18 protein-coding genes and 4 tRNA genes are annotated in these 23,247 nt (G+C 68.7%); 10 read left to right on the forward strand and 12 right to left on the reverse strand.

Going from position 1 to position 23,247, the window contains the following annotated elements; translation table 11 throughout:
* Positions 1–359: 359 nt before the first annotated feature.
* From ACOGXI_RS09815 to ACOGXI_RS09825, 3 genes are all read right to left on the reverse strand, one after another.
* A tRNA-Ser gene (locus ACOGXI_RS09815) sits at positions 360–443 on the reverse strand.
* A 109-nt stretch (positions 444–552) separates the two neighbouring features.
* Positions 553–688, reverse strand: a tRNA-Ser gene (locus tag ACOGXI_RS09820).
* A 91-nt stretch (positions 689–779) separates the two neighbouring features.
* Positions 780–2,024, reverse strand: coding sequence for a 6-bladed beta-propeller (locus tag ACOGXI_RS09825; RefSeq protein ID WP_419938677.1), 1,245 nt, complete (start codon positions 2,022–2,024; stop codon positions 780–782).
* Positions 2,025–2,185: 161 nt separating this feature from the next.
* Here ACOGXI_RS09825 and ACOGXI_RS09830 point away from each other — a divergent pair, with 161 nt between their 5' ends.
* Entirely contained in the window at positions 2,186–2,641 is a 456-nt protein-coding gene (locus ACOGXI_RS09830) for a hypothetical protein (protein WP_419938678.1), read from the forward strand.
* A gap of 14 nt (positions 2,642–2,655) precedes the next feature.
* Here the strand turns inward: ACOGXI_RS09830 and ACOGXI_RS09835 are convergent.
* The 4 genes from ACOGXI_RS09835 to ACOGXI_RS09850 form a co-directional block, all read right to left on the reverse strand.
* Positions 2,656–2,728, reverse strand: a tRNA-Gly gene (locus tag ACOGXI_RS09835).
* Between the two features lie 32 nt (positions 2,729–2,760).
* Positions 2,761–2,834 (reverse strand) — tRNA-Val (locus ACOGXI_RS09840).
* 129 nt (positions 2,835–2,963) lie between these two features.
* The gene (locus tag ACOGXI_RS09845; RefSeq protein WP_419938679.1) at positions 2,964–3,968 is read right to left on the reverse strand and encodes a radical SAM protein; all 1,005 of its coding nucleotides are present in this window, start codon (positions 3,966–3,968) and stop codon (positions 2,964–2,966) included.
* 4 nt (positions 3,969–3,972) lie between these two features.
* Complete coding sequence (locus ACOGXI_RS09850) at positions 3,973–4,602, reverse strand: hypothetical protein (RefSeq protein ID WP_419938680.1); 630 nt, start codon at positions 4,600–4,602, stop codon at positions 3,973–3,975.
* Between the two features lie 135 nt (positions 4,603–4,737).
* On the opposite strand from ACOGXI_RS09850, the gene ACOGXI_RS09855 reads away from it, so the two are divergent.
* Positions 4,738–4,977 (forward strand): double zinc ribbon domain-containing protein, encoded by a 240-nt coding sequence (locus ACOGXI_RS09855; protein WP_419938681.1) that lies wholly within the window; start codon positions 4,738–4,740, stop codon positions 4,975–4,977.
* Positions 4,974–5,771: an RNA methyltransferase gene (locus tag ACOGXI_RS09860; protein ID WP_419938682.1), complete on the forward strand. Its 798-nt coding sequence runs from the start codon at positions 4,974–4,976 to the stop codon at positions 5,769–5,771. Before ACOGXI_RS09855 ends, ACOGXI_RS09860 begins: the two co-directional genes overlap by 4 nt.
* Here the strand turns inward: ACOGXI_RS09860 and rho are convergent.
* The gene (gene rho, locus ACOGXI_RS09865) at positions 5,768–7,144 is read right to left on the reverse strand and encodes a transcription termination factor Rho (RefSeq protein ID WP_419938683.1); all 1,377 of its coding nucleotides are present in this window, start codon (positions 7,142–7,144) and stop codon (positions 5,768–5,770) included. The genes ACOGXI_RS09860 and rho overlap by 4 nt on opposite strands.
* Positions 7,145–7,575: 431 nt before the next feature.
* On the opposite strand from rho, the gene ACOGXI_RS09870 reads away from it, so the two are divergent.
* Genes ACOGXI_RS09870 through ACOGXI_RS09880 form a run of 3 tightly spaced genes read left to right on the forward strand, consistent with a single transcriptional unit; the run spans position 7,576 to position 10,037 of the window.
* Complete coding sequence (locus tag ACOGXI_RS09870; protein WP_419938684.1) at positions 7,576–8,199, forward strand: sulfocyanin-like copper-binding protein; 624 nt, start codon at positions 7,576–7,578, stop codon at positions 8,197–8,199.
* 22 nt (positions 8,200–8,221) lie between these two features.
* Entirely contained in the window at positions 8,222–9,148 is a 927-nt protein-coding gene (locus tag ACOGXI_RS09875) for a proline dehydrogenase family protein (RefSeq protein WP_419938685.1), read from the forward strand.
* 10 nt (positions 9,149–9,158) lie between these two features.
* Positions 9,159–10,037, forward strand: coding sequence for an SDR family oxidoreductase (locus ACOGXI_RS09880; RefSeq protein ID WP_419938686.1), 879 nt, complete (start codon positions 9,159–9,161; stop codon positions 10,035–10,037).
* Positions 10,038–10,047: 10 nt separating this feature from the next.
* Here the strand turns inward: ACOGXI_RS09880 and ACOGXI_RS09885 are convergent, their stop codons facing one another.
* On the reverse strand, positions 10,048–11,445 hold the full coding sequence (locus tag ACOGXI_RS09885; protein WP_419938687.1) for a MiaB/RimO family radical SAM methylthiotransferase: 1,398 nt from the start codon (positions 11,443–11,445) through the stop codon (positions 10,048–10,050).
* Between the two features lie 231 nt (positions 11,446–11,676).
* On the opposite strand from ACOGXI_RS09885, the gene ACOGXI_RS09890 reads away from it, so the two are divergent.
* Both ACOGXI_RS09890 and ACOGXI_RS09895 read left to right on the forward strand, forming a co-directional pair.
* Positions 11,677–12,084 carry a hypothetical protein gene (locus ACOGXI_RS09890; protein WP_419938688.1) on the forward strand — a complete coding sequence of 136 codons (408 nt, stop codon included), beginning with the start codon at positions 11,677–11,679 and terminating at the stop codon, positions 12,082–12,084.
* A 151-nt stretch (positions 12,085–12,235) separates the two neighbouring features.
* Entirely contained in the window at positions 12,236–13,270 is a 1,035-nt protein-coding gene (locus ACOGXI_RS09895; protein ID WP_419938689.1) for a class I fructose-bisphosphate aldolase, read from the forward strand.
* A gap of 35 nt (positions 13,271–13,305) precedes the next feature.
* On the opposite strand, the gene hutF is transcribed toward ACOGXI_RS09895, so the two are convergent.
* Positions 13,306–14,670, reverse strand: coding sequence for a formimidoylglutamate deiminase (gene hutF, locus ACOGXI_RS09900; protein ID WP_419938690.1), 1,365 nt, complete (start codon positions 14,668–14,670; stop codon positions 13,306–13,308).
* 88 nt (positions 14,671–14,758) lie between these two features.
* Here hutF and ACOGXI_RS09905 point away from each other — a divergent pair, with 88 nt between their 5' ends.
* On the forward strand, positions 14,759–18,109 hold the full coding sequence (locus tag ACOGXI_RS09905; RefSeq protein ID WP_419938691.1) for a TonB-dependent receptor: 3,351 nt from the start codon (positions 14,759–14,761) through the stop codon (positions 18,107–18,109).
* A 28-nt stretch (positions 18,110–18,137) separates the two neighbouring features.
* Here the strand turns inward: ACOGXI_RS09905 and ACOGXI_RS09910 are convergent, their stop codons facing one another.
* Positions 18,138–19,214: a 6-bladed beta-propeller gene (locus ACOGXI_RS09910; protein WP_419938692.1), complete on the reverse strand. Its 1,077-nt coding sequence runs from the start codon at positions 19,212–19,214 to the stop codon at positions 18,138–18,140.
* A 281-nt stretch (positions 19,215–19,495) separates the two neighbouring features.
* On the opposite strand from ACOGXI_RS09910, the gene ACOGXI_RS09915 reads away from it, so the two are divergent.
* Positions 19,496–21,964, forward strand: a complete 2,469-nt coding sequence (locus tag ACOGXI_RS09915; RefSeq protein WP_419938693.1) for a choice-of-anchor B family protein — start codon at positions 19,496–19,498, stop codon at positions 21,962–21,964.
* On the opposite strand, the gene ACOGXI_RS09920 is transcribed toward ACOGXI_RS09915, so the two are convergent.
* A complete protein-coding gene (locus ACOGXI_RS09920) occupies positions 21,961–23,244 on the reverse strand; it encodes an MFS transporter (RefSeq protein WP_419938694.1) in 1,284 nt (427 codons plus the stop codon). The genes ACOGXI_RS09915 and ACOGXI_RS09920 overlap by 4 nt on opposite strands.
* Positions 23,245–23,247 lie beyond the last annotated feature (3 nt).

A 23,247-nucleotide genomic window follows, 5' to 3' on the forward strand; every position in this document is an offset into this window, starting at 1 on the left:
AAGCCTGGGCGAGCGCACCCAACGGCGACGCCCCGCACCTCACCAGTCCCGAAATGGCCGCTTAGCTACGCCGGTTCGGGTCGGGGAACGGCGGGCCGGCAGCGCCGGGCCGGGCGGCAGGCCGGTGTCATATCCAAGGGCCAGACCGAGGTTCAAGAGCAGGCCGGTGGATGCTTCCCGGCTCGCTACTGCACGCGTGGGTGTCGCGGGTCGGCAACTTTCGACGCGTACTGCGGGTCACGCGCACCACGTTGGCGTCCCGGATCTTCTAGCCCAAACGGAGGGACGTGTTGTGGGACATGTACGGAAACTGAATGTGTAAGCAGTTGTGATATATCGTTTTATACGACATCAATAAACGGAGGGGGTGGGATTCGAACCCACGTGGGCTTGCGCCCGCCGGTTTTCAAGACCGGTGCATTCAGCCGCTCTGCCACCCCTCCGGACCACGCGCCTGCCCTGCGCAATCGAGGCTCTGCCGCAGGCTGGCGCGTCGCTCCGAGGGCAAGATAAGGCCCTCGGAGTCGTGAATCCATCGAGGTGGGACGGGGCCGGAGGGGGTGGGATTGACTCACCTGCTTCGCAGATTCGTCGAGCTCGCTCCCTGCGGTCGCTCGGTTCGAACCCACGTGGGCTTGCGCCCGCCGGTTTTCAAGACCGGTGCATTCAGCCGCTCTGCCACCCCTCCGGACCACACACCTGCCCTGCGCAATCGAGGCTCTGCGAAGGCTGACGCGTCGCTCCGAGGGCAAGATAAGGCCCTCGGAGTCGCGAATCCATCAGGGGTCGGATTCGAGGGTGATTCGGTATCGGACCACGCGTTGGATGCCCAGATCGTCCCGGCTGACCGCCCACACATCGTCGCCGTCGAACACGGGGAAGGGATTGGAGGAGAAGTCTTCGGGCGGGTTCACGGCTCCCAGGTAGGTTCCGTCGGCTTCGAACACATCGAACCGGAGAGGAGAGCGCCACACGAAGGGCGTGGAGGACGGGCTGTCCGGGTCATGGTCCTCGTTCTCGACCTCCTGCGACTCGGTCGAAACCGGCACCCATATCCGGCCGTCTCGCCCGGGAAGGAGCCCCGTGAAGGGCGGCTTGGTATCCGGGATCGACGGTCCGTCCCACGTCCAACCCGGAACGGTCATGCCGATGCCGCGCTCGGTCCGGGCTCGCGCCTGGTCCGCCTCGCGGGGGAATACCTGAGTGGGCTCGTACGCGCGCTCGATTCGGAGGACGCCGTCCGGACCCTCCAGATCGATCGCATAACCTGACGAGATTCCGCTGACGAAGTGTCCGCTCGGATGGACTGCCCAGATCGCTCGTGGCGTGAACGGGACTCCGTACGTCGCCCTGGCCCCATCCCTTTCTCCCGTGACGGTCGCGGCCTCGAAGTCGCCGTGAGGGGGTGCGATCGTGTCGCGAGGCATGCCGTCGGGGTCGAAGACGGCAAGGAGTTCCCGGCCGAAGCGGGTCGCATCGGAACGGTCGCGGGCCGCCACGTACGTCCTCCCCCGATCGTCCGTCCACAGCGGGCCGGTGGAATAGAAGGCCGCGGTATAGGGCCACTCCTCCAACGACTCTTCGCCGGGGCCATACACCTGCAGGCGCGCATTGCCCGGATCGCGTACGACGATCCTGCGGTCGGGGAGCAGAGCCATCGCCTCGGGCTGCTGCAACTCGCCGGGACCCTGTCCGGGTCCTCCCAGGCTCCGCAGGTAACCGCCACGGGCGTCGAAGATGCGGACCTCCCGAGCCTGCTGGTCGAACACGTAGACGTTGTGGTCGCCATCCACCGCGATGGATCCGACGCGGCCGAAGAGGTATTCATCGGGGCCCTCCACCTCGCCGATCGACATCTCCGGAACGAGCGTCGCGTCGCCGCCCCACACGCTCCCGGAGAGGGTGCGAACGACGGTCGTGTCGCCGATCGTATCGGTGACCACCTGCGGTCCCCGGGCGACCTCCGTGCCGGTTCCGCACGCGGCGAACGCCGCCGAGAGTGCTGCGAACCACGAAATCCTCATCGTTGCCTCCTGGACCGGACGCCTGAGAGCGCCCCTGTGGAACCTACAGTCCGAGGGTCGGTTGTCCGAGGTCGTGGCGACCGGCACCTTCGCGCTTCGAATGGACGAAGGGCCCCAGGTCGGCGGCGCCGCTACGGGCGGTCGCGCGAAGGAGAGACGTGATGACGAGGATCGGACGCGGGAACGTCCGCATGGGAGCCGGGTTTGCGATAGCGTTCGTTGCGCTGGCCGCGACCTTTGGCGCTGCCGAGGCCCAGGAGTCGGGGCTTGTCGGGACGTGGGACATCTCGATCGACGCCGCCGGCATGCCTCCCATACCCGGCTTCAGCATGACCTGGACGTTCGCCACGGGCGACGAGGGAGCCCTGACGGGAAGCTTCACGATGGCGGGGCAGGGCCAGAGCGTCACCGAGGACATGTCCGACCTGGCCGTGGACGGAGACGCCTTCGGCTTCACCGTGCGCATCGAGGAGCAGGGGCAGACGGGGGAGTTCGTCTTCGAGGGCACGGTGGCGGAGGGGGAGGTCAGCGGCACGTTCGAGGTTCGCCCGGAGGGAATGCCGGCCATGGCCACCGGCACGTTCTCGGGCGCCCGGGCCGAAGGCGACGGCCCCTGACGGACGAGGCGGAAAGCGGGCGACCGGTCTCGAACCGGCGACCTTCAGCTTGGGAAGCTGACGCTCTACCAACTGAGCTACGCCCGCAGGTCTTGCAAGCTGCCGCGGTAAGCGGTAAGTGGGGCGGGAGGGACTTGAACCCCCGACTTCTGCGATGTGAACGCAGCGCTCTGGCCAGCTGAGCTACCGCCCCGGACGGATCCCCTCACGGGGCCAGCGATTCTACCCCACAGCCCCATCGCGTGTCAAAGCCCCGGCCGCCACCATGTGCGGCGGCGGTCAGTGCTCGGTTGCGCCGCGGTGCCCGGTCTTGCAACGCCGCTCAGTTGCGCCAGGGCGTGAGCATCCTGAGGAAGGCGTCCGCGTTGTCCTGCACGAACTCCTTGACGCTCTTCTCGGTGTTCGCGCGCGTGGAGATGTAGCACTGCTGGCACGCGTTCTGCTTCGTGAACTTCTCCAGCATGTCATCCTGCCGGTCGAAGTACGCCATCACCATCGCGCACGGCGTGAGCCTTCCGTCCGGGTTGATGACGAGGAAGCGGCGTCCCGCCTGGCAGCCGGGGATCCCTCCCTCCGTCAGGAACCGGTGGAATTTCCACAGCACGCGGGGCGTCGTGTAGACCGGGTAACCCGCGTTTCGGAGGTCGATGACTTCCTGCAGGCTGTCCGCGAGTCCGTCGAGCCCGTTCCCCTCGATAAGCCCGTCCCGGTCCTGCACCCTCAGGTGCGTGTAGACGGAGAAGTTGATCGGCACGCCCCAGTCCTTCGCGACGCGCACCATGTCTCCGATGTCCCGGTAGTTCCACGCGGTGATGCACACGTTGAGCAGGATGTCGTCCGTATCCGTGCTCTGGCGGCGGATCTCGGGAACGACGCGGGCCATGCGATCGAACAGTCCGGGAATGCGGCGGAACTCGTCGTGCCGTTCATCCGGGAAATCGAGCGAGGTGGACAACTGGTGCATCCCGCTGTCCTTGAGGCGGAAGAAGCGTTCCGGCGTGAGGTTCGACGCGTTCGTGACCACGATCATCCAGGGCAGCCCGCCCTTGTTCGTCATCGCGTCGACGATGTCGTACACGTCTCCGCGCGCGAGCGGTTCCCCTCCGGAAGCATGCGACACGACGGGCCGAAGCTCGCGGCAGATCGCCGCGTACTCCTCCGCCCCGAGGCGCTCCTCCTTGATCGGACCGCCCCAGTTGCAGTGCCAGCAGTTCGCCGTGCAGGCGTGAGTGATCTCGAACGAGACGGAGAGCGGCTTGTTCTGAATCCGGTTGCGGATACCCCGCGCGAGCATGCGTGCGGCCATGGCTCCGGAGATGTTCGGCATCCGATCAACGCCTCCAACGCCTATACCCCGCGGGGACGGCTTTCGCGAGGTACATCGCGAACACCACGGCCACGCAGGCGATCAGCACCCAGTTCGGGATCGGAACCGTAGCTCCGAGGAGAGCGAGAAGGTAATAGCGGGGAAAACGGGCGACCACCAGCGCCGCGACCCACTTCCACATCGGGTACTGAATCGAGAACGCCAGGAACTTGAAGGGGAAGAAGGGGATGGGCGCGAAGCCGGTCGCCACGATGGTGGCGAAGGGCCACTTCATGAACCAGGAGATCGCTGTCCGGTAGAACTTCCTGCGCTTGTATGCCCGGATGTTCCGCAGGTTCAGGAGAGGGACGAAGACGAGGTGGTCCATCACCCCCGCAATCGCCGTACCGAGCGTGGCCCACGCCGCGGCGAGCCACAGGTCCGCGACCTTCCCGAAGTAGATGAGGACCGGCTCGTGGGGGAAGACGGAGATCGCCGTGTTGGCCGGGATGGAGTAGAAGGCGAGATACAGGTAGCTGTCGGATTCGAAGTCGCGCAGGAGGAGGATCGACGTCACGATGCCGGTGGCGATCATCAGCCCGCCGCAGATCCAGACCGCGGGTCCGACGCGCGTGTCGACCTGATCCTGTCGCAAACCGCTCTCCACCGTAGCTTTGTGCCTCGCGGCATGGCCGGGTTCCGCTCAAGCTACGGTCGAGCGACCCGCGATGCTCCGGAGAGGACGCGCGAAGAGGAGGATCCGATCGGCGATCAGCGCAACGACACGCGGATGAACTGCCCGGATTGCGGCGGTCCCGTGGGGCTGTCCGATCAGACCTGCCAGAAGTGCGGCGAGCCGCTGTCGTTCGCCCCGCACGACGCAGGCGTGCACTGCGCGGTCTGCGGCGACGCGATCGGCGCCTACACGGAGGCCTGCCCCGGCTGCGGCGAGACGGGATATCCCGCGCTTCGTCCGCGCCGCGGCCGCAAATGGAAGGGCTCGCGCCCGGAGGGCCTGACCCCGAAGTGAGCGAGCGCCGCACACGGCTCGACCGGACCTGCATCGTCCTCCACGAGCCGCAGGATGTCGTCAACATCGCGCTCGTGATTCGCGCGATGAAGAACATGGGTCTTTCGCGCCTGCGGCTCGTAAACCCCGCGGAGTTCGACGCCCGGCGCATCGACGGGATCGCGCACGACACCGAGGACGTCGTGGAGCGCATCCGCATCTTCGACGACCTCCCCTCCGCCCTGGCAGACGTGAATTATGTGCTCGGGGCGACGGCGAGGCGGCGTTCCACGCGGCAGGACTGGTTGAGCCCCGAAGAAGCGGCGGCGAGCCTCGTCGGCCGCGAGGGGGGACTGGCCGTCGTCTTCGGCCGCGAGGACCGGGGCCTCTCCAACGAGGCGCTCGATCTCTGCCACGGACTCGTGTGCATCCCCACGAACCCCGACCATACGTCGATGAACCTCGCTCACGCGGCGGTCATCATCCTGTACGAACTGCGGAAGGCGGCGCTGGGCCCCGCCGACTGGGAGGCGCGCGACCTCGGCGGAAAGCGGCGCCGGCGGACTCCGCCCGCCTCGCACGCGGAACTCGAGGAGTTCTTCGGCCTCTGGGAGCGGGCCATGGAGGAGATCGGCCTCTTCCAGGGGATCGATCCGGTCCCGAAGATGCGGAGTTTCCGCAACATGTTTCAGCGTGCGGACCTCGACCGGCGGGAACTGGGCCTGATTCTCGCGACGGCGTACGAGACGCTGAATTTCGCCCGGAGAGAGAAGAAACGCGCCCGCGATCGCGCGAAGGCCGAGGCGGCCGACTAGATCCGCTGCCGCAGCTTCGAGACGAGTTCCTCGTTCGAGTCGGTCTGGCGCATGAGGCCGAGGACTTCCTGCATCGCTTCGACAGGCGGATAGGTGCTGAGTTCGCGCCGCATCGCCTGTGCGACGAGGAGTTCGTCGTCGCTCATCAGGCGCTCCTCGCGTCGTGTCGCGCTGGAGTTGAGATCGATCGCCGGAAAGATCCGGCGGTCCGACAGATCCCGGTCGAGGACGAGCTCGCTGTTCCCCGTCCCCTTGAACTCCTCGAAGATCACCTGGTCCATGCGGGAGCCGGTGTCGACGAGCGCCGTCGCGATGATCGTCAGCGATCCGCCGCCCTTGCTCTCCGGGACGCAGCGCGCGCTGCCGAAGAAGCGCTTCGGCTTCTCGAGGGAGTTCGCGTCGATGCCGCCCGTGAGCGTGCGCCCGCTGCCCTCCTCCGTCGTGTTGTACGCACGCGCCAGCCGCGTGATGGAATCGAGGATAAGGACGACATCCTGCTCCATCTCCGCGAGGCGCCGCGCGCGCTCGAGTGTCATCTCGGCGACCTGCACGTGACGTTCGGCCCGGTGGTCGAAGCTCGAGGCGGTGACCTCGCCGAGTCCCGTCGCCTCCATCTCCGTCACTTCCTCGGGACGTTCGTCGACGAGGAGGATGAGGATCGTGGAATCGGGGTGGTTCTTCGAGATGCCCTCGGCGATCGCCTGCAGAACCATCGTCTTCCCGGCCTTGGAGGGCGCGACGATGAGAGATCGCTGACCCATCCCCATGGGACAGATGAGATCGATGATCCGGTTGGTGTAGTCAGGCTGTCCGCGGCGTTCGAGCCCGCACTCCAGCCGCAAACGCCGATCGGGATGCATCGCGCTCAGGCGGTCGAACTGCCGGCGCCGTCCGAGTTGGTCCGGAGGATGGCCGTTGACGGTGTGGAGATACCGGAGGGGAGGACTCTTGCCGGGGCGAGGGGGGCGGCCGGCCTGGCCGCAGATCTCGTCTCCCGTCCGCAGATCGTAGCGCGAAACGATCTTCGGGCTCACGTAGATGTCGTCGTCGCTCGGGGTGTACGCGGCGTGCTGGCGGCGGATGAACCCGGTGCCGTTGCCGAGCCGCTCGATGAGCCCCAGGTAGCCGTCCTTCGGACCCTCCGGAACTTCGGCGGCCGTATCCTGCTGGTCGGGCTGCTGCTGCCGGGGCCCCTGTCCTCCCCGGTTGCGGCGCCCGCGCGAACGGCGGCGCCGGTTCCGGCCCTTTCCGCCGCGGCCACCGGACCCCTTGGCCTGGCCCCTGGGCTGTCCCTTGCGCTGCCCCCTGCCTCCGGGTTGGCCTCCGCCCCCGCGCGGGGAGCCGCCACGGGGCTGTGATGTGTTGTTCGTCAATGCACCAGCTCTTTGTTGTATTCGACGTTGTATTCGACGAAGCCGGACCGGATTCGCGACTTCGAGACTCCCCGGGGCCGAATCGACCGCGTCGGGAACGGGGGTTGTCGGTCGGAGAACGGATCTCGCGCCTGCGGAAACATCCGGCTGGCGCAAAGGTCGTGGCGACCATCGAACGGGGATCCCCCGGAATCGCCTGAATGCGCTAGTATGGGGCGCATCCCGGGCTCGCGCCAGTTTCCGGGAGCTTTCCGGCGTGCGCTACCGTAGCCGGGAGACCGAGATCCTGTATATTCCCGACGCTCCGCCCGGCACGAACGCGGCAGGAACGCGGCAGGAACACGAAGGGCCGGGGGACGCGCCTCCGACGCACATCCAACGAATCTCATTACGGAAGAATTCTGGAGTCGAATAGAATGTGGAATAGCATGATGAAGCGATCGACACGATTGACCCCGGGCATGACCCCGGGCATGACCCTGAGCATGACGCTGGGCACGTTTGTCCTCTTCGGATGCGGTGGCGGCGAGAGCGACCAGCCGCCGCCGGCGCCGGCCCCCGCCCCGGCCCCCGCCACGGAGGCGGCCGCGGCGGCTTCGGGCCCGATGGCGGCGGACTGGATCTCGGTGGACGACGGCGCACGTACCGTGACGATCGATCTCGTCGCGGGTTCGACGGACGCGAACAACCGCTGGAACTTCAACGGCTACGCGAACGGCGAGGCCACGGTCGTCGTGCCCGCGGGATACACCGTCACGGTCAACTTCGAAAACCGGGACCCCGTCAACTATCACAGCGTCGGTGTCCTCGAGCGGGCGGCGAGCTACCCCGCGATCTTCGATGACGCCACGCCCGTATTCGATGGCGCGATCACCTCGAACGCAACTTCGATGACGGAGGCCACGGCCCCCGGCGGCGGCACCGAGAGCATCAGCTTCACGGCTTCGACGGCCGGCGAGTACGCGCTGGTGTGCCCCGTCCCGGCTCACGCGGTCACGGGGATGTGGATCGGGTTCGACGTCTCCGAGTCGGGCGAGTCCGGGCTGCGGAGCTAGCTCGGCGGAGGTCGGCCCGGATATGGAGACGATGCGGAAGGTGCTGCTGTGGGCTTCCACGAACCGGTGGCTCTCGCAGCGCCTTCCCGAGCGTCGCTTCGTGCGGCGCGCGGTGCGCAAGTTCATGCCGGGCGAGACGCTGGAGGATGCACTCTCCGAGGCCGCCCGTCTTCGGGAGGAAGGCATTCCCACGCTCGTCACCACGCTGGGCGAGAACGTCGAGACCGCGGAGGAGACCCGCGATTCCGTCGCCGAGTACGCGCGGGCGATGGATCTGGCGGAGGAGATGGGGCTCGATGTGGAGGTGTCGATCAAGCCCACCCACCTCGGACTCGACCAGGACCCGGAACTCGCGGTCGAGAACGTCGGGGAACTCGCGGCGCGCGCCGAGGGCCGCGGCACGCTCTGGATCGATATGGAGGGGTCGTACTACACGGAAGCGACGCTCTCTCTCTACCGCGCGGTTCGGCGCCGGCACGTGAACGTCGGACTCTGTATCCAGTCCTACCTCAGACGGACCGCGGACGACCTCGAGTCCCTCATGGAATTCGGCCCCCGCATCCGGCTTGTGAAGGGGGCGTACGCCGAACCCGCCGAGATCGCCTTTCCGGACAAGCGGGACGTGGACGAGAGCTTTCTCGCCCTCGCGCGGCGCCTCATCGACCACCTCGGGGACGGAGGGGATGGATACGTCGGGCTCGGGACGCACGATCCCGCGATGATCGGGCCGCTCTCCGCATACGCGGGGGCGGCGGGTCTCGACGGCAGCCGGTTCGAGATCGAAATGCTGTACGGTATCGGACGGCGCGAGCAGCGGAGGCTCGTGAGCAACGGCACGCCGCTGCGGGTGCTGATCAGCTACGGGGCCGCGTGGTTCCCCTGGTACATGCGTCGTCTGGCCGAGCGGCCCGCGAACGTATGGTTCGTCGCCCGCAGCATGTTCCGCTAGGACCGCTGGAATGGACGAAAAACCGGGAGCCGACGCGCTCTTCGCACCGGATGTCCTCGCGGGCCGCACCGCGTTGATCACGGGCGGCGGGAGCGGCATCGGGTACGGAATCGCGGAGTGCCTGGCGGCGGCCGGCGCCTCCGTGGGCGTGTTCAGCCGCAACGAGGAGCGGGTCGCGCAGGCGGCGGAGCGCCTCGCCTCGACCCACGGGGTGCGGACGCTCCCGACCGTCGGGGACGTGCGCGAGCCGGCGGCGCTCGAACGCGCGGTGCGCGAGACGCGGGACGCGCTCGGGTCCATCGACATCCTCGTGAACAACGCGGCGGGCAATTTCTACGCGCCGACGGCCGAACTGTCGCCGAACGGGTGGCGCGCCGTGGTGGAGATCGACCTGTTCGGCACCTTCCACGCCTGTCGCGCGGTCTACCCCGTCATGGCCGAGCAAGGGTACGGGCGCATCGTGTCGATCTCGATGACGCTGCATTACCGGGGCTGGCCCCTCATGGCCCACGCGACGGCGGCCAAGGCGGGGGTGGACGCCCTCACGCGTACGCTCGCCATCGAGTGGGCGCGGGACGGAATCAACGTGAACGCCGTGGCGCCGGGTCCGATCCCGACGGAGGGCGTGAAGAAGGCGTTCGAGACGCCCCCGAGCGAGGAAGTCGACATGTTCGGCGCGCGCGCCGGCGCCGGGTTCGCCGAGCGTTTCATTCCCGCCGGGCGGCTGGGCCGCCCTCACGACATCGGGCAGATGATCGCCTTCCTGTGCTCACCGGGCGGAGACTGGATCACGGGCGCGGTGATCGTCGTCGACGGCGGGGAGTCGCTTGTGAGCCCGCGCACCGTTCCCGCCGGACGCTCAGAGGGCTCAGGGGGCTCAGAGGGCTGAGGCGCCGGCCTCAGCAGTCCGTGGCTACCGCGAGTGCGCTGGCCGATACCTCGGCCGACACTGCCGGCACTTCGGCCGTCAGCCGACCGGCGCGTCCCCGCAGGCGCGCGGAGAAGCGATCGCCGGGGGTCGCGCGGCCGAGAAGATCGACCCGCAGGTAGTCGCCCGTCATGCCGGCGACACGGTCGTCCCGGCCTTCCACGACGATGTCGGCCATCGTGCCTGCGCGCGTTTCCGCATAGGCCTGGCCCTTGCGGAGGCCGATTTCCCGCAGCGTCCGGGAGCGGGCTGCCGCCACGTCCCCGGGCGCCCGGTCCGGGAGGCTCGCCGCCACGGTTCCGTCCCGCACCGAATAGGGGAAGACGTGCAGGTATGTGTACGGCAACTCCTCCACGAGGGCGCGCGTCTCCTCGAATTCCGCCTCCCCCTCTCCCGGGAACCCGACGATGATGTCCGCGCCGAGGCCGAAGGCCCCGGAACCGATGGCGCCCAGGCGCTCGGCGATCTCCAGCACCCTTGTGCGATACGCCTCCCGCGTGTGCCAGCGGCGCATGAGGCGCAGCACCCGGTCGGATCCGCTTTGCAGCGGGATGTGCAGGTGGGGCGCCAGACGTCCGTCCGATTCCGCGAGCAGATCCACGAGACGGTCGTCGATTTCCGTCGCCTCGATGGAGGAGAGGCGGAAGCGGGCGGGGACTTCCTCGAGCAGCCGTTCGCACAGCGTCGCGAGACCCGTGGGAGCGCGGCGGCCATCGCGGGGATCGCGGAGACCATTGCGCCGGGAGTCTGGGCCGAGGTCCTTCCCGTAGTGGCCGATGTGGATCCCGGTGATCACGAGTTCAGGGTGCGCGCGCGCGAGGGTCGCGGCTTCCGCCACGACTTCGTCGACCGGGCGCGAGACCGAGGCGCCGCGCGCAATCCGTGTCGCGCAGAACGAGCATTTTCGGTCGCACCCGTCCTGGATCTTGAGCCAGGCCCGGGTGCCGCGCGCATTCCGCCGCAGCGGGGCGAACGAAGCGTCCGAAGCGCCGGCGGTGACGGGATCGGCCGGGGGGACGTCTCCCAATTGCGGTACGAGTCGCGCGACCGCGGACGGGTCGTGTCCCGGCACAACGCCATCCACCTCTTCCAGCGCGTGATACTCGGCTTCACGAAAGGAGGTTGAACAGCCGGCGACGACGATGCGGAGATCCGGTCGTTGGCGGCGCAGCCGGCGCACGAGTCGCCGCGCGTTCGCATCCGCCTGGTTCGTCACTGTGCACGTGTTGATCACGGCTACGTCCGCAGCATCCGCGTGGAGCGCCGTCTCCGCGCCGCGGAGCTCCAGTTCCTGGCGGATCCGCTCGGTATCGTACTGGTTCGCCTTGCACCCGAAGGTGTGGAACCAGACGGAAGGCCTGTCGGTCACATCGCTCACGTCGCCGCGCCGTGTCGCTCAAGGAGGGGTTCGAACGTTCTCTCGTGTAAGATCGGTGCAGCGGGAATGAGGCGCTACGTGTCGGGTGGACTGCACTCGGCTCCGATGTATCTTTCCCAGAGTTTCTTATCCGGCCGTAAGCGGGTGCGGATCGCGCGCGGGCTCGGCGCAGTCGCCCGGCGATCCGGCACACCGGCCATGGAGGAATGCAAGATGTGGTGCGTGAAACAGAAGCGGTACGCAATCGTCGCCATTCTGGCGATCGGGTTTTCACTCGCGGCCTGCGGTGAAAGCGACCCTGTAGTTCCCGAGCCCATGTTCGACAGCCCGTCCACGGTGCGCGTGGTCAACCGGCTACTCGGCCCCGTGATCTTCTTCTTCGCGCGTCCGTGCGGGACATCCGACTGGGGCTCGGATCTCTTCGGCACCGACCACCCCGTCGAGGGGTCGATCCAGCCCGGCGGCCAGCGGGACTTCACGGTCGAGGCGGGCTGCTACGACTTCCGGGCCCAGTACCTGCAGACGACTGAACCCGGTCCCCTGCTGGACAAGCTGCTCTTCAACCAGGCGGCCACGCCGGTGACACCGGTGATCTGGACGCTGGAGGACGACCCCGTGGATCCGAGCTGATCCAGCGGTCCGTACTCCATTCCGGTCCGGCGTCCGGGGGGGCGTCGCGGGGGCAACCCCCGTTGACGCCCCTCTTCATGCCCCGGAATATCCGGTGTGCGGATCGCATCCAACACTGAAATCCGGCCCGGCACGAGGGCGGAGGAGCCATATGAGGCAGCAACTGGTCCAGGTGGCGGAAGACATGGGGGCCAAGGGCAAGGGGATCCTGGCCGCCGACGAAAGCTCGGGAACGATTCGGAAGCGATTCGACGGCATCGGCGCCGAATCGACGGAGGAGAACCGGCGCGACTACCGGGAGCTGCTCTTCCGGACGAGCGACGCGCTGAGCGAGTGCATCTCGGGCGTCATCCTCTTCGACGAGACGCTGCGGCAGTCGGCGGCGGACGGCACGCCGCTCGTCCAGCTCCTCTCCGATGCGGGCTCGATCCCGGGGATCAAGATCGACAAGGGGGCGCACGCCCTCGCCGGGGCGCCGGGCGAGAAGGTGACCGAAGGGCTCGACGGGCTGCGCGAGCGGCTTGCGGAGTACTACGAACTCGGGGCCCGCTTCACGAAGTGGCGCGCCGTCATCGACATCGGACGCGGAGGAGACCGCTCCATCCCGAGTGCCTACTGCATCGGCGCGAACGCCCACGCGCTCGCCCGGATGGCGGCGCTCAGCCAGGAGCAGGGACTCGTGCCGATCGTGGAGCCGGAAGTGCTGATGGACGGCGACCACGATATCGACCGCTGCTTCGAAGTCACGGAGGCCACGCTCAAGCAGGTCTACATGGCCCTCTTCCACCAGCGGGTGCTGCTGGAGGGCTCGGTGCTCAAGCCGAACATGGTCCTCTCGGGCAAGCTGTGCGCGGATCGGGCGGGGGTCGATGAGGTCGCCGAGAAGACGGTGCGCTGTCTGAAGCGAGCGGTGCCCGCGGCGGTGCCGAGCGTCGTCTTCCTGTCGGGGGGGCAGTCGGATCTCGAGGCCACGGCACACCTGAACGGGATGAACGCGGGCCACGATACACCCTGGAACCTGAGCTTCTCCTACGGCCGGGCGCTGCAGGCCGCGCCGCTGCAGGCGTGGGGCGGAGCCGCCGAGAACGGGCCGGCGGCGCAGGCGGCGTTTGCGCACCGCGCGCGCATGAACAGTCTCGCGACGCGCGGCGAGTGGTCGATGGAGTTGGAGCGGGCCGCGGCCTGAGGAGGCGCGCGGGCGGCCCGGGCGCGACGCCTGGATCAGATCGCCCGCCGGATCTCCCGCATCGCTTTCCCGAAGTCGGACCGGATCTCGGCTTCGTCAGCTACCGAGCCGCGCTCGACCCGGCGTTCGCCGCCGACGTACACGGCCTGGATGTCGCGATCATCCCCTCCGGTCAGCCACGCGTCCAGAAGCGTCTCCAGCCCGTGCCCCGCCGTGTGCGGGCCGTCTTCGCACAACACCACGAGGTCCGCCCGGTAACCCGGCTCGATCCGGCCGATGCTCGCGCTTCCGGCGCGCGATCCGCGTGATCCGGAGACCGCCTCGCCGCCACCCCGCGCCAGCCACGACCAGACGGGCGCACCCGTACCCGAGTCGGTCGCCAGGCGCGCCCTCCTCCGATCCCGAAGTCGCTGCCCGTATTCCAACTGGCGGGCTTCCTCGACCGGGGAGATGCGGACGTTCGCATCCGTCCCCATGGCCGCGCCGCCCCCGGCGAGGAAGTGCTCGCGAGCCGGGAAGATCCCGTCGCCCAGGTACGCTTCGGTGAGGGGACAGAGGACGACCCGCGCCCCGCACTCCCGAAGCCGCGCTCGCTCGCCGGCCGTCGCGTGCGTCGCATGCACGAGATTCCAGCGCGGACCCAGGGCGACCGTGTCCGCGAGGAGGTCGATCGGCGTGCGGCCGAGGGCCGCCCGGCACTCATCGACCTCCCGTTCCTGTTCGCTGATGTGGATGTGAAGGGGAGACTCGCCGCCGAGGATCGCGTCAACGCCCGTGACGAGGTCGGCGAGTTCCGCCGGCGGCACGGCGCGGAGGGAATGCGGCGCCACCCCCGCCGCCGACGTGCCCAGCGCCTGGACCGTCGTCAGAAAATCGTCGACCGACGCGTGGGCGAACCGCCGCTGCTCCGCCGTCGCGCCGGCGCCGTCGAACCCCGAAGTCCGGTAGTAGACGGGAAGGAGGCTAATCGGGAGCCCGATGGACGCCGCCGCCGCGAGGACCGCGTGCGTGGCTTCCGGTCCGCGGTCGCCGTCCGGACGGTGGTGCAGGTAGTGGAACTCCGCGACGTGCGTGAAGCCCGCGCGGAGCATGCGCGCGTATCCGTGCCGGGCCACGGCGAACAGTTCTTCCGCCGTAATGGAGCCGGCGAGACCGTACATGGCCTCGCGCCAGCTCCAGAAGGAGTCGTCGCCCCGCGCTGCCTCTCCGAACCCCGCCAGCGCGTGCTGGAAGACGTGCGAGTGGGCGTTGGGCATGCCGGGGATCGCGAGAAACCCGTCGTACGGCGGGCGCGCCGCCCGCACCGCCTGTATCGTGCCATCGGCGGCGATGTCGATCGAGCGATCGTATTCGAGGCCTTTCGGGCCCAGGATCCCGCGAAAGGTCAGGGTCTTGCTCACGGCTCCGACAATACAACATCCGCCCCCCGCGCGTTATCTGGTAGGGACACGGGTCGTCCGTTACGGGCACCTTCGGAGGAGAATCGCCTTGAGTCGCCTTGTCGGCGTTGCGTTGATCAGTCTTCTTGCGGGCCTCGCCGCCCGACCGTCCCTCGTCTCCGCGCAGGGGGTCACGACCGCCGGGGTGGCGGGCCGCGTGATCGACGCCGGCGGAGCCCCCGTGGCCGGGGCCCGGGTCGAGTTCCGCCACACCCGGACCGGCGCCACCCACACCGTCCTGAGCGACGATCTGGGCCGTTTCAGCCTCGCCAATCTGCGGCCCGGCGGGCCGTACACGCTGGAGGTCGCGCGCATCGGGCTCAGCCCGGCGACGCGGGAGGGTCTGACGCTCATCGCCGGACAGCGGCTGCGGCTCGAGGTTGAACTCTCCGAGACGGCGGTTCCCCTGCCCGAACTCTCCGTCCGCGTCGAGACGGACCCCGAGTTCGACCCCACCCGCATGGGCTCAACGACCGTCATCGACCGCGAGACGCTCGAGACGCTCCCCACGATCTCGAGGGATTTCACGGGATTCGCCCGGCTCTCTCCGCTCGTGGCGGTGGACGAGATGGGAACCTCCGTCGCCGGATCGAACATCCGCTTCAACAACATCCAGGTGGACGGCGCCCTCAACCAGGACGTCTTCGGCCTCTCGCCCACCGGAGTGGCCGGCGGACAGGCGCGGGGACGCGTCATCCCGCTGGCGGCGATCGAGGAATTGCAGGTCCTCACCGCGCCGTACGACGTGCGCCAATCCGGGTTCACGGGCGGCGTCCTCAACGCGGTCACGCGCACGGGCGGCAATGAGTTCCGCGGCTCCGCGTTCGGCTTCTTCCGCAACGATGCGGTCGTCGGCGACGCGGTCATCGGCGGGGTCCCGCGCGCGCCGGGAGATCTGGAGAACGCCTTCGCGGGCTTCGATCTGGGAGGGCCGATCCTGCGCGACCGCCTCCACTTCTTCGTCGCGGGCGAACTCGAGCGCCGGACGCGGCCGCCCGATGGCTTCACGGTCGGTGTCGACGACATCGTGCGCACGAAGCTCGATCCCGACTCGGTCGGCCGCGTGGCGAGGATCCTCCGGGGTTACGGGGCGGACGCGGGCGAGGCCGGTCTCTACACGCTGGAGAACAACCTCGCGAACCTGTTCGCCCGCGTCGACGCCCGTCCCAACGCGGAACACTCCCTCATGTTCCGCTACAACCTCGCCTACGCGGCGGACGATCCGGCCACGAACCGCCTCCCCGGCGACGCGTACGAGATGTCGTCCACCGGACGGGAGATCGATTCGCGCAACCAGTCGTTCGGGGCGCAGTGGCTCGCGACGCTCAGTCCGCGGCTCTCGAACGACCTCATGGTGAACGTGCAGTTTCTGCGTGACCGCGAAACCGCCAACTCTCTCTATCCCCGCGTCGAGGTCGATCTCCAGGCGGGAGTCACGGGGGCGGGGTTCCGGCGCGAACTGCGGGCCGGGTCCAACTACTCCGGGCCGGACGGCGAACTCGACCAGAACATCCTGCAGCTCACGAACGCGCTCACGCTTTCGCTCGGCGATCATTATCTCACGTTCGGGGCCGGGTTCGAGCGCTTCTCCATCCGGCGCGAGTACCTGCCGGGCAGCCTCGGCAGCTACTACTTCCGCTCGACGGACGACCTGGAGGCGAACACGCCCTCGGAATACGTCGTCCATGTGCCGCTCTCGGAGGACGCCGGGACCTCGGACTTCAACATCCACCAACTGTCGGCCTTCGTGCAGGAGGAGGCCCGGATCGGGGAGCGGTTGAACGTCCGGGTGGGCGTGCGGATGGACGTGCCGCTGATGCCCGACGCTCCGGCGCACAACCCGCACGTGGAGCGTTCATTCGGCTTCAGCACGAGCGATCTGCCGGGCGGGACCCTCCTCTTCTCTCCGCGGGCGGGCTTCAACCTCGGTCTCGGCGGGGACCGCACGACCCAGATTCGCGGCGGGGCGGGGCTGTTCACCGGCCGTCCCCCCTTCGCGTGGCTCGCGAACGCCTATCAGAACACCGGACTCTCGTCCGTCTTCATGACCTGCCGGCGGCGGAACCTCGGAGTCCCCGATCCGGAGATCGTCCCCGGGTTCAATCCTCTCGCGCCTCCCCCGGCCCTCTGCGCGGACGGCACCGGCGGCGAATCCGCCGTCCCCATCGTCACCTTGTTCGACCCCGACTTCCGCTTTCCGCGCGACTTCAAGGCTTCGCTCGCGGTCGACCAGCGCCTCCCGGGGGGATTCGTCCTCTCGCTCGAGGGCATCTACACGCGCGCCGTGAACCAGATCGCGTTCCAGGATCTGAACATCGGACCCGCCTTCCCGGCGGGCGACCGGACGGAGGCGAACGGGTTCACCTACGGCTTCGGCTACGGGACGCGCGAGACTTTCGCCAACCCCGGCGCCGGGAGCGAGTTCGTCGATCCGCCTCCAGGCGAACCGCCCGGGGAGAGGGAACCGATCTTCCTCCCCCGCCGCGTCGACCCGAGCTTCGGACAGGTCATCAAGATCGGCGACCGGCCCCTGAACTTCTCGTACGCCCTGAGCGCGCGGCTCCGAAAGCAATTCGGAGACCGGCTTTCCGTCGACGTGGGCTATGCCTTCAACCGTTCCGCCGACGTGCGCAGCCTCTCCTCGCTCGATGCGATCGCGAACTTCGGCTACACGGCGGTCGAGGGCGACCCGAACGATCCCCAGCGGCAGGCGTCTCTCTTCGACCGGCCGCACCGCCTCGTGGCGAGCGCGACGGCCGCCCTTCCGGAGCTGATCGGTGGCGGCCGGCTGTCCGTGCTCTATGTGGGACAATCCGGTCGACCCTACTCCTACGTGTACGCGGACGACATCAACGGGGACACCTATCCCGGATTCGGCCGGGCGCTCGACCTCGCGAACGACCTCATCTTCGTGACCGACGGGGCGTTCGACTTCCCCGGAGGAGGACGGACCCCGGTCAGCGGCATCCTCTTCGAACAACTCGTCGCGCAGGAACCCTGCCTCCAGGAGAACCGGCTGCGCATCCTGCACCGCAACGCGTGCCGGACACCGTGGTCGCACCAACTGGACTTCCGCTTCAGTCAGCCCGTGCGGGTGGGCGGCGCGGAAATCTCGGTGACGCTGGACGTGCTCAACGTCCTCAACCTCGTGAACCGCGACTGGGGACACGTCCAGACCGTGAACCCCGTCGTGCGCCTGCTGACCGTCGAGGATCGGATCGAAGACGACTTCGATCTTCAGAACATGGTGCCCGAGCCGGACGATCCGCTCCGCGCCCGCTACGCCGGGCCGCTCCGGACGAGCGACACGGGCGGCGTGCGCGCCTCGGTCCCCTACCTGCCGCAGATCGGCGCGTCGCAGTGGCAGGCCCAATTCGGCATCGGCATCCGCTTCCGGTAGAGGCGGAGCGGGTGTCAGACGGCTGCCTTCACCGCACCACGCGCAGACGCACCACGTACTCTACGTCCAGGGCGCCCTTCGTGACTCCCGTGATCGTGCCGCTTCCGAATACCGGGAAAGGGCGCGGTTCGATCAGGACCGGAGGGACGACGACTCCCCGATAGACGCCGTCCGCGTCGAAAACATCCCACGCCTCAATCGCGCCGTCGGCGCTCGTGACCCAGATCCAGCCATCGGCGCCCACGCTCACATCCTCGAGAACGGTCTTGTGATCGGGCAGCCGGCGCTCGTCGAGTCCGGTGACGGCAACGAGGCTGTCCCGTTCACGGCCCTCCAGCCGGGGCGCGGGGCGCAGCAGTCGCACCGTGCGCAGCGTGTCTCCGGCGTAGCTGACCTCGTGCAGATCGAACGTCGCATCGTTGGCGAGCCAGACCTCTCCTTCACGGTCGACCGTAAACTCCGTCGAGGGGGAATGCGGGATGGGCGATTCCGCCTGAAATCTGGAGCCGCCGGCCTCGTAGGTCCGAGAGTAGAATTCGACCTCCACCTCCGGTATCGGAAACGCACCCGCGACCGTGAGCCCCGGACCTCCGGCGTACGTGTCGATTCTCCGCTCTCCGTGATTGTATACGTGAAGGTTCCCTCGAGCGTCCGACCATAACGGCCAGGGGAGGCTGGCGCCTCGCGAGGGACCGAGTTGGTGCGTCGCCAGAACGTCTCCGCGCGAATCGAACACCGTGAGTCGATTGTGGAGCGCATCCATGCTCCAGAGGAGATCCGGTTCCTGCCAGACGATGCCGGCCAGCATGGCGAACTCTCCCGGCCCCCCACCGGCCCCGCCGAACACCCGAAGACATTCACCTTCCGGCGAGAACACCCGAATGTCGTCCGCCTGGGCGTCGGCCACGTAGATCCGGCCCGCATTGTCGACGGTAAGGGAGAGCGCGTTGCCAAAAGCGGAGCACGAGTCATCGAGCGACCCGATGCGCAGTTCCTCCTCGAGCGATGGGACTCGGCCCGGCGCCGCGGCGGAAGGGTCCGTATTGGAGATGACGATCCGCCCGCCGGGCAACGTATCGACCTGAACGCCTCGGACGGAACTCACCTGCGCCGAAGTTCCGGAAGCTATCAGGGCAAGGAGGAAAAATCCGAGCGAGGCAGCTGATCCCGGTCTCTGCATCTGCGCTCCCGCATACCAGTGTTACGCTGCGCTCCGGGTTCTCGCGCCCGGCGGCGGCGCTGATGGCCCGGAATTGCGGAGGGTGTCACAGTCAACGTTATCTCGTGATGTGGACAGTTACGCCGGGCCCATGGTTGTCCTACCTTCACCCCTCCGAAACGCCGGGCGACCTGTCGCGCCGCGGCCATCACCATCAGGAGCTTGTCATGCGATCCCCGCGATCACGTTTCGCTTTTTTCAGCGCAATTGTAGCGCTCCTTGCCACGGGACTGTCAAGTCCGCTGGCCGCACAGACTCATGCCGGTGGCCTGCACCACGCCGCCGGCGCCCCGATCATCGGCTTCGGGGCGGCGGCAGCCGTCTCCGGCGGCGAGATTTTCGTCTCGCGGCCGGGGGAGTTCGCGGCGTTCCCGATGCCCGGTTCGGAAGCCGGCAGCGTCCATGTATTCCGCCGCGGCGCGGACGGATGGGCGGAGGTCACGGCCATATCGGCGCCGAGCGGCGTGTACGGAGACGGTTTCGGGGAGGCGCTGGCCATCGAGGGCGACATTCTGGTGGTGGGCGCGCCGAAGGAGAACGAGGGTCGCGGGGCCGCATACGTCTTCGTCCGCGAAGGCGACCGGTGGAGCGTCCTGGAGAGGCTCGAGGCGCCGGACGCGATGCCGGGAGATGCCTTCGGTTCCTCGGTGGCGGTGGGGGCCGGCGCGCAGTTCGGCGTCATCGGCGCGCCGGGACGCGGGGCCAGCGGCTCCGTGTTCGCCTACGTCCAGTCCGACATGGGCCTGACGTCGGTCGAACTCACCGGCTCCGACGCCCCGGCGGACGCCCGTTTCGGGGCTGCCGTCAGCGTGGAGGGCGACCTGGCCCTCGTGGGCGCCCCTGGGCCCTTCGCGCTCAGCCAGTTCTCCGCGCCGTCCCCGCCGCAGGCAGGGACCGGCTACGTGTTCCGCCGAACCGGGACCGCGTGGGACGAGGTCGCGCGTCTGACGCCGGCCGGCGGCGTCGTGGCCGGCCTGTCCGCCGTGCTCCTGGACGGAGAGGCATACCTCGGGTCGCCCCTCGCCAGCCAGGCGCAGGGGGCCGTCTTCCGCTTCGCGGCGGACGCGGACGGGACGTGGTCCCAGACCGGGACGGTCGGGGCCGCGTCGCCGTCTCCGGCGGCCTTCTTCGGTTATGCGCTCGCCCGGGAGGGAGGGCGACTCGTGGTCGGAGCGCCGGGCACGAACGCCTTCGCGGGCGCGGCGCACGTCCTCCGCGCGGGGGACGACGGCGAGTGGAGCGCAGAGACCGTACTGCAGGGGGAAACCCGGGGGCTCATGGGCTTCATGGGCAACTCGGTGGCCGGAGGCGACGGCCTCGCCGTGGTCGGGGCCCCCGGCTCCGAGTTCTTCGAGGGCATCGGCTTCGTGTTCGAGCGGGACGCCGGCGGCGCGTGGAGCGAGGCCGCCCCCATCCACGAGAGCGAGTCCGGCCTGGCCGCGGTCACGGGCGAAGAGATGCGATGCTCCGACGACGGTACGGTCGCCGGCTTCGACTGCTCCGAAGTGGACCTCGTCTCCTTCCTCCCCGCCCGTGAAGTCGGGGGCGCGCGCGGGATCATGGTGAGCGACATCTGGGGCTGGGTGGATCCGCAGACGGGCCGCGAGTACGCGATCCTGGGACGGTTCGACGGAACCTCCTTCATCGACGTGACGGATGCCGGGAATCCGGTCTATCTCGGGAACCTTCCCCTCACCGAGGGGGCGACCCCCAACCTGTGGCGCGACATGAAGGTCTATGCGGATCACACGTTCATCGTGGCGGACAACGCGGGTGAACACGGGATGCAGGTCTTCGACCTCACGCGGCTGCGGGACGTGACCAGTCCCCCGGTGGATTTCGACGAGGACGCGCACTACGCCGAGTTCGCCTCCGCGCACAACATCGTCATCAACGAGGCGTCGGGCTTCGCCTACGTGGTGGGCGGCAGCGGCGGGGGCGAGACCTGCGGCGGCGCCCTGCACATGGTGGACATCCGCGATCCCCGGAACCCGACCTTCGCCGGCTGTTTCGCGGACCCGGAGACGGGGAACGCCGGATCGGGCGGCTACACCCACGACGCGCAGTGCGTGATGTACGAGGGTCCGGACGAGGACCACGCCGGCAAGGAGGTGTGCTTCAACGCGAGCGCGACGAAGCTCGGCATCGGCGATGTGACCGACAAGGACAACCCGACGCCGATCTCGAACGCCGCCTACCCGAACGTGGCCTATTCCCACCAGGGGTGGCTGTCGGAGGACCAGCGCTACTTCTACCTGAACGACGAACTCGACGAGCTGTCGGGGGGGACGACAGGGACCCGGACGCTCGTCTGGGACGTGGCGGATCTCGACGATCCGGTACTCGTGCGGGAGTTCGTGCAGGACAACGCGGCGTCGGACCACAACCTCTATATCCGCGGCGACCTCATGTACCAGTCGAACTACGTGAGCGGACTCCGGATCTTCGACATCTCCGACCCCGAGAACCCCGTGCCGGCCGGCTTCTTCGACACGGTCCGCGGGAGCCCGGACGCGCCCGGTTTCGCCGGATCCTGGAGCAACTACCCGTTCTTCCCCTCCGGGAACATCATCGTGTCGAGCATGCGCGAGGGGCTGTTCGTGCTCAGGAAGCGGGAGACCGCCCTCGTGCCCTAGTCGGGCTGGGCCGCGGCGCGGGTCACGCGGCGGAAGGCGAGGGCGGCGAGGAGGCCGATGGCGCCGAAGCCGGCCACGGCGGCGAACACGTGTTGGTGCCCGGGCAGTCCCGGTGAGTTGTCGAGCAGGACGCCCATCAGCGGCCCCATGAAGACGTCGGGGGTAAAGCCGAGGACGGAGACGACGCCCGCCGCGCTCCCGGTGTAGGCGAGCGGCACGCCCCCCTCGGCCAGGAGGGCGAAGTAGACGCCGCGGAGCGCGTAGATGCCGACGCTGGCGGTGGCGATCGTCGCGATGAGCATCCAGGCCGGGCCGGGCACGAGAACCCCCGAGGCGATGAGCAGGCAGCCGCCGATGAGGATCGCGAAGCCCCACAGGATGACGCGGGAGGCGTCGATCCGGTCTCCCAGGTAGCCCGCCGCGATCGCCGCCGCGGCACGGATCCAGAAGGCGAGCGTGCCGATCCCCGAGGCCTGGACGTCGTTGAAGCCGAGCGCGTCCCGCGACAGGAGCGAGAAGTCGTCCGTCGCCTTGTACCCGGTGTAGGCGCAGACGACGATGACGGCCTGCAGCCACACGGCCGGCAGGCGGCAGGCGGCTCTCACTCCGCTCAGCGACAGTTTCTGCACGGTCTGCGGGTTCTCCGGATCCTGCGGGTCGCCCGCCTCCCCCGCGGGTGTGCTGTCGGGCACGAGGATCCACACGAGGGCCGCGATGCCCAGCGTCATCCCGGTGAAGACCCAGATCACGCCGCGAAAGGCGGTGGCCAGCTCCTCCGGCGTGGCCGTGGCCGCATCGCGGGGGAGCAGCGCCGCGAACACGGCCACCGAAGCCGTCGCCACGAGCGCCGCGAGGAGGCCGCGCCCTCCGTCGAGCAGCCCGTAGGCGCGTCCCTGCCGCGACTGCCCGCCCCACTCGCGGGTGGCCCGGATCATGGCGGCCCAGAAAAGCAGGATGGTCGTCATCCCCCAGAAGGCCCACAGGAGGTTCATCGCCCGCGGCGTGGGGAAGCCCGCGAGCACGACCCCGCCGAGGCCGGTGGCGAGCAGCGCCAGGGCCATGAGCCGGCGGGCCGAGAACCGGTCCGCGAGCGGGCCGCCCGCGAAGTAGGCCGCCATGGCCACGACGCCGTACAGCGAGAAGGCCGTCCCCAGCTCGAGGTTCGTGATCCCGAACACGTCGAGCAGCGTCGGTCGGAAGACGCGCGCGAGGACGAAGGGGAGGAAGAAGACCGCCTCCCCCGCCGCGATGAGCGCGAGTAGGACGAGCCCGCGCTTCATCAG

The sequence above is a fragment of the Candidatus Palauibacter sp. genome (genome assembly GCF_965208055.1).
Classification (GTDB): domain Bacteria; phylum Gemmatimonadota; class Gemmatimonadetes; order Palauibacterales; family Palauibacteraceae; genus Palauibacter.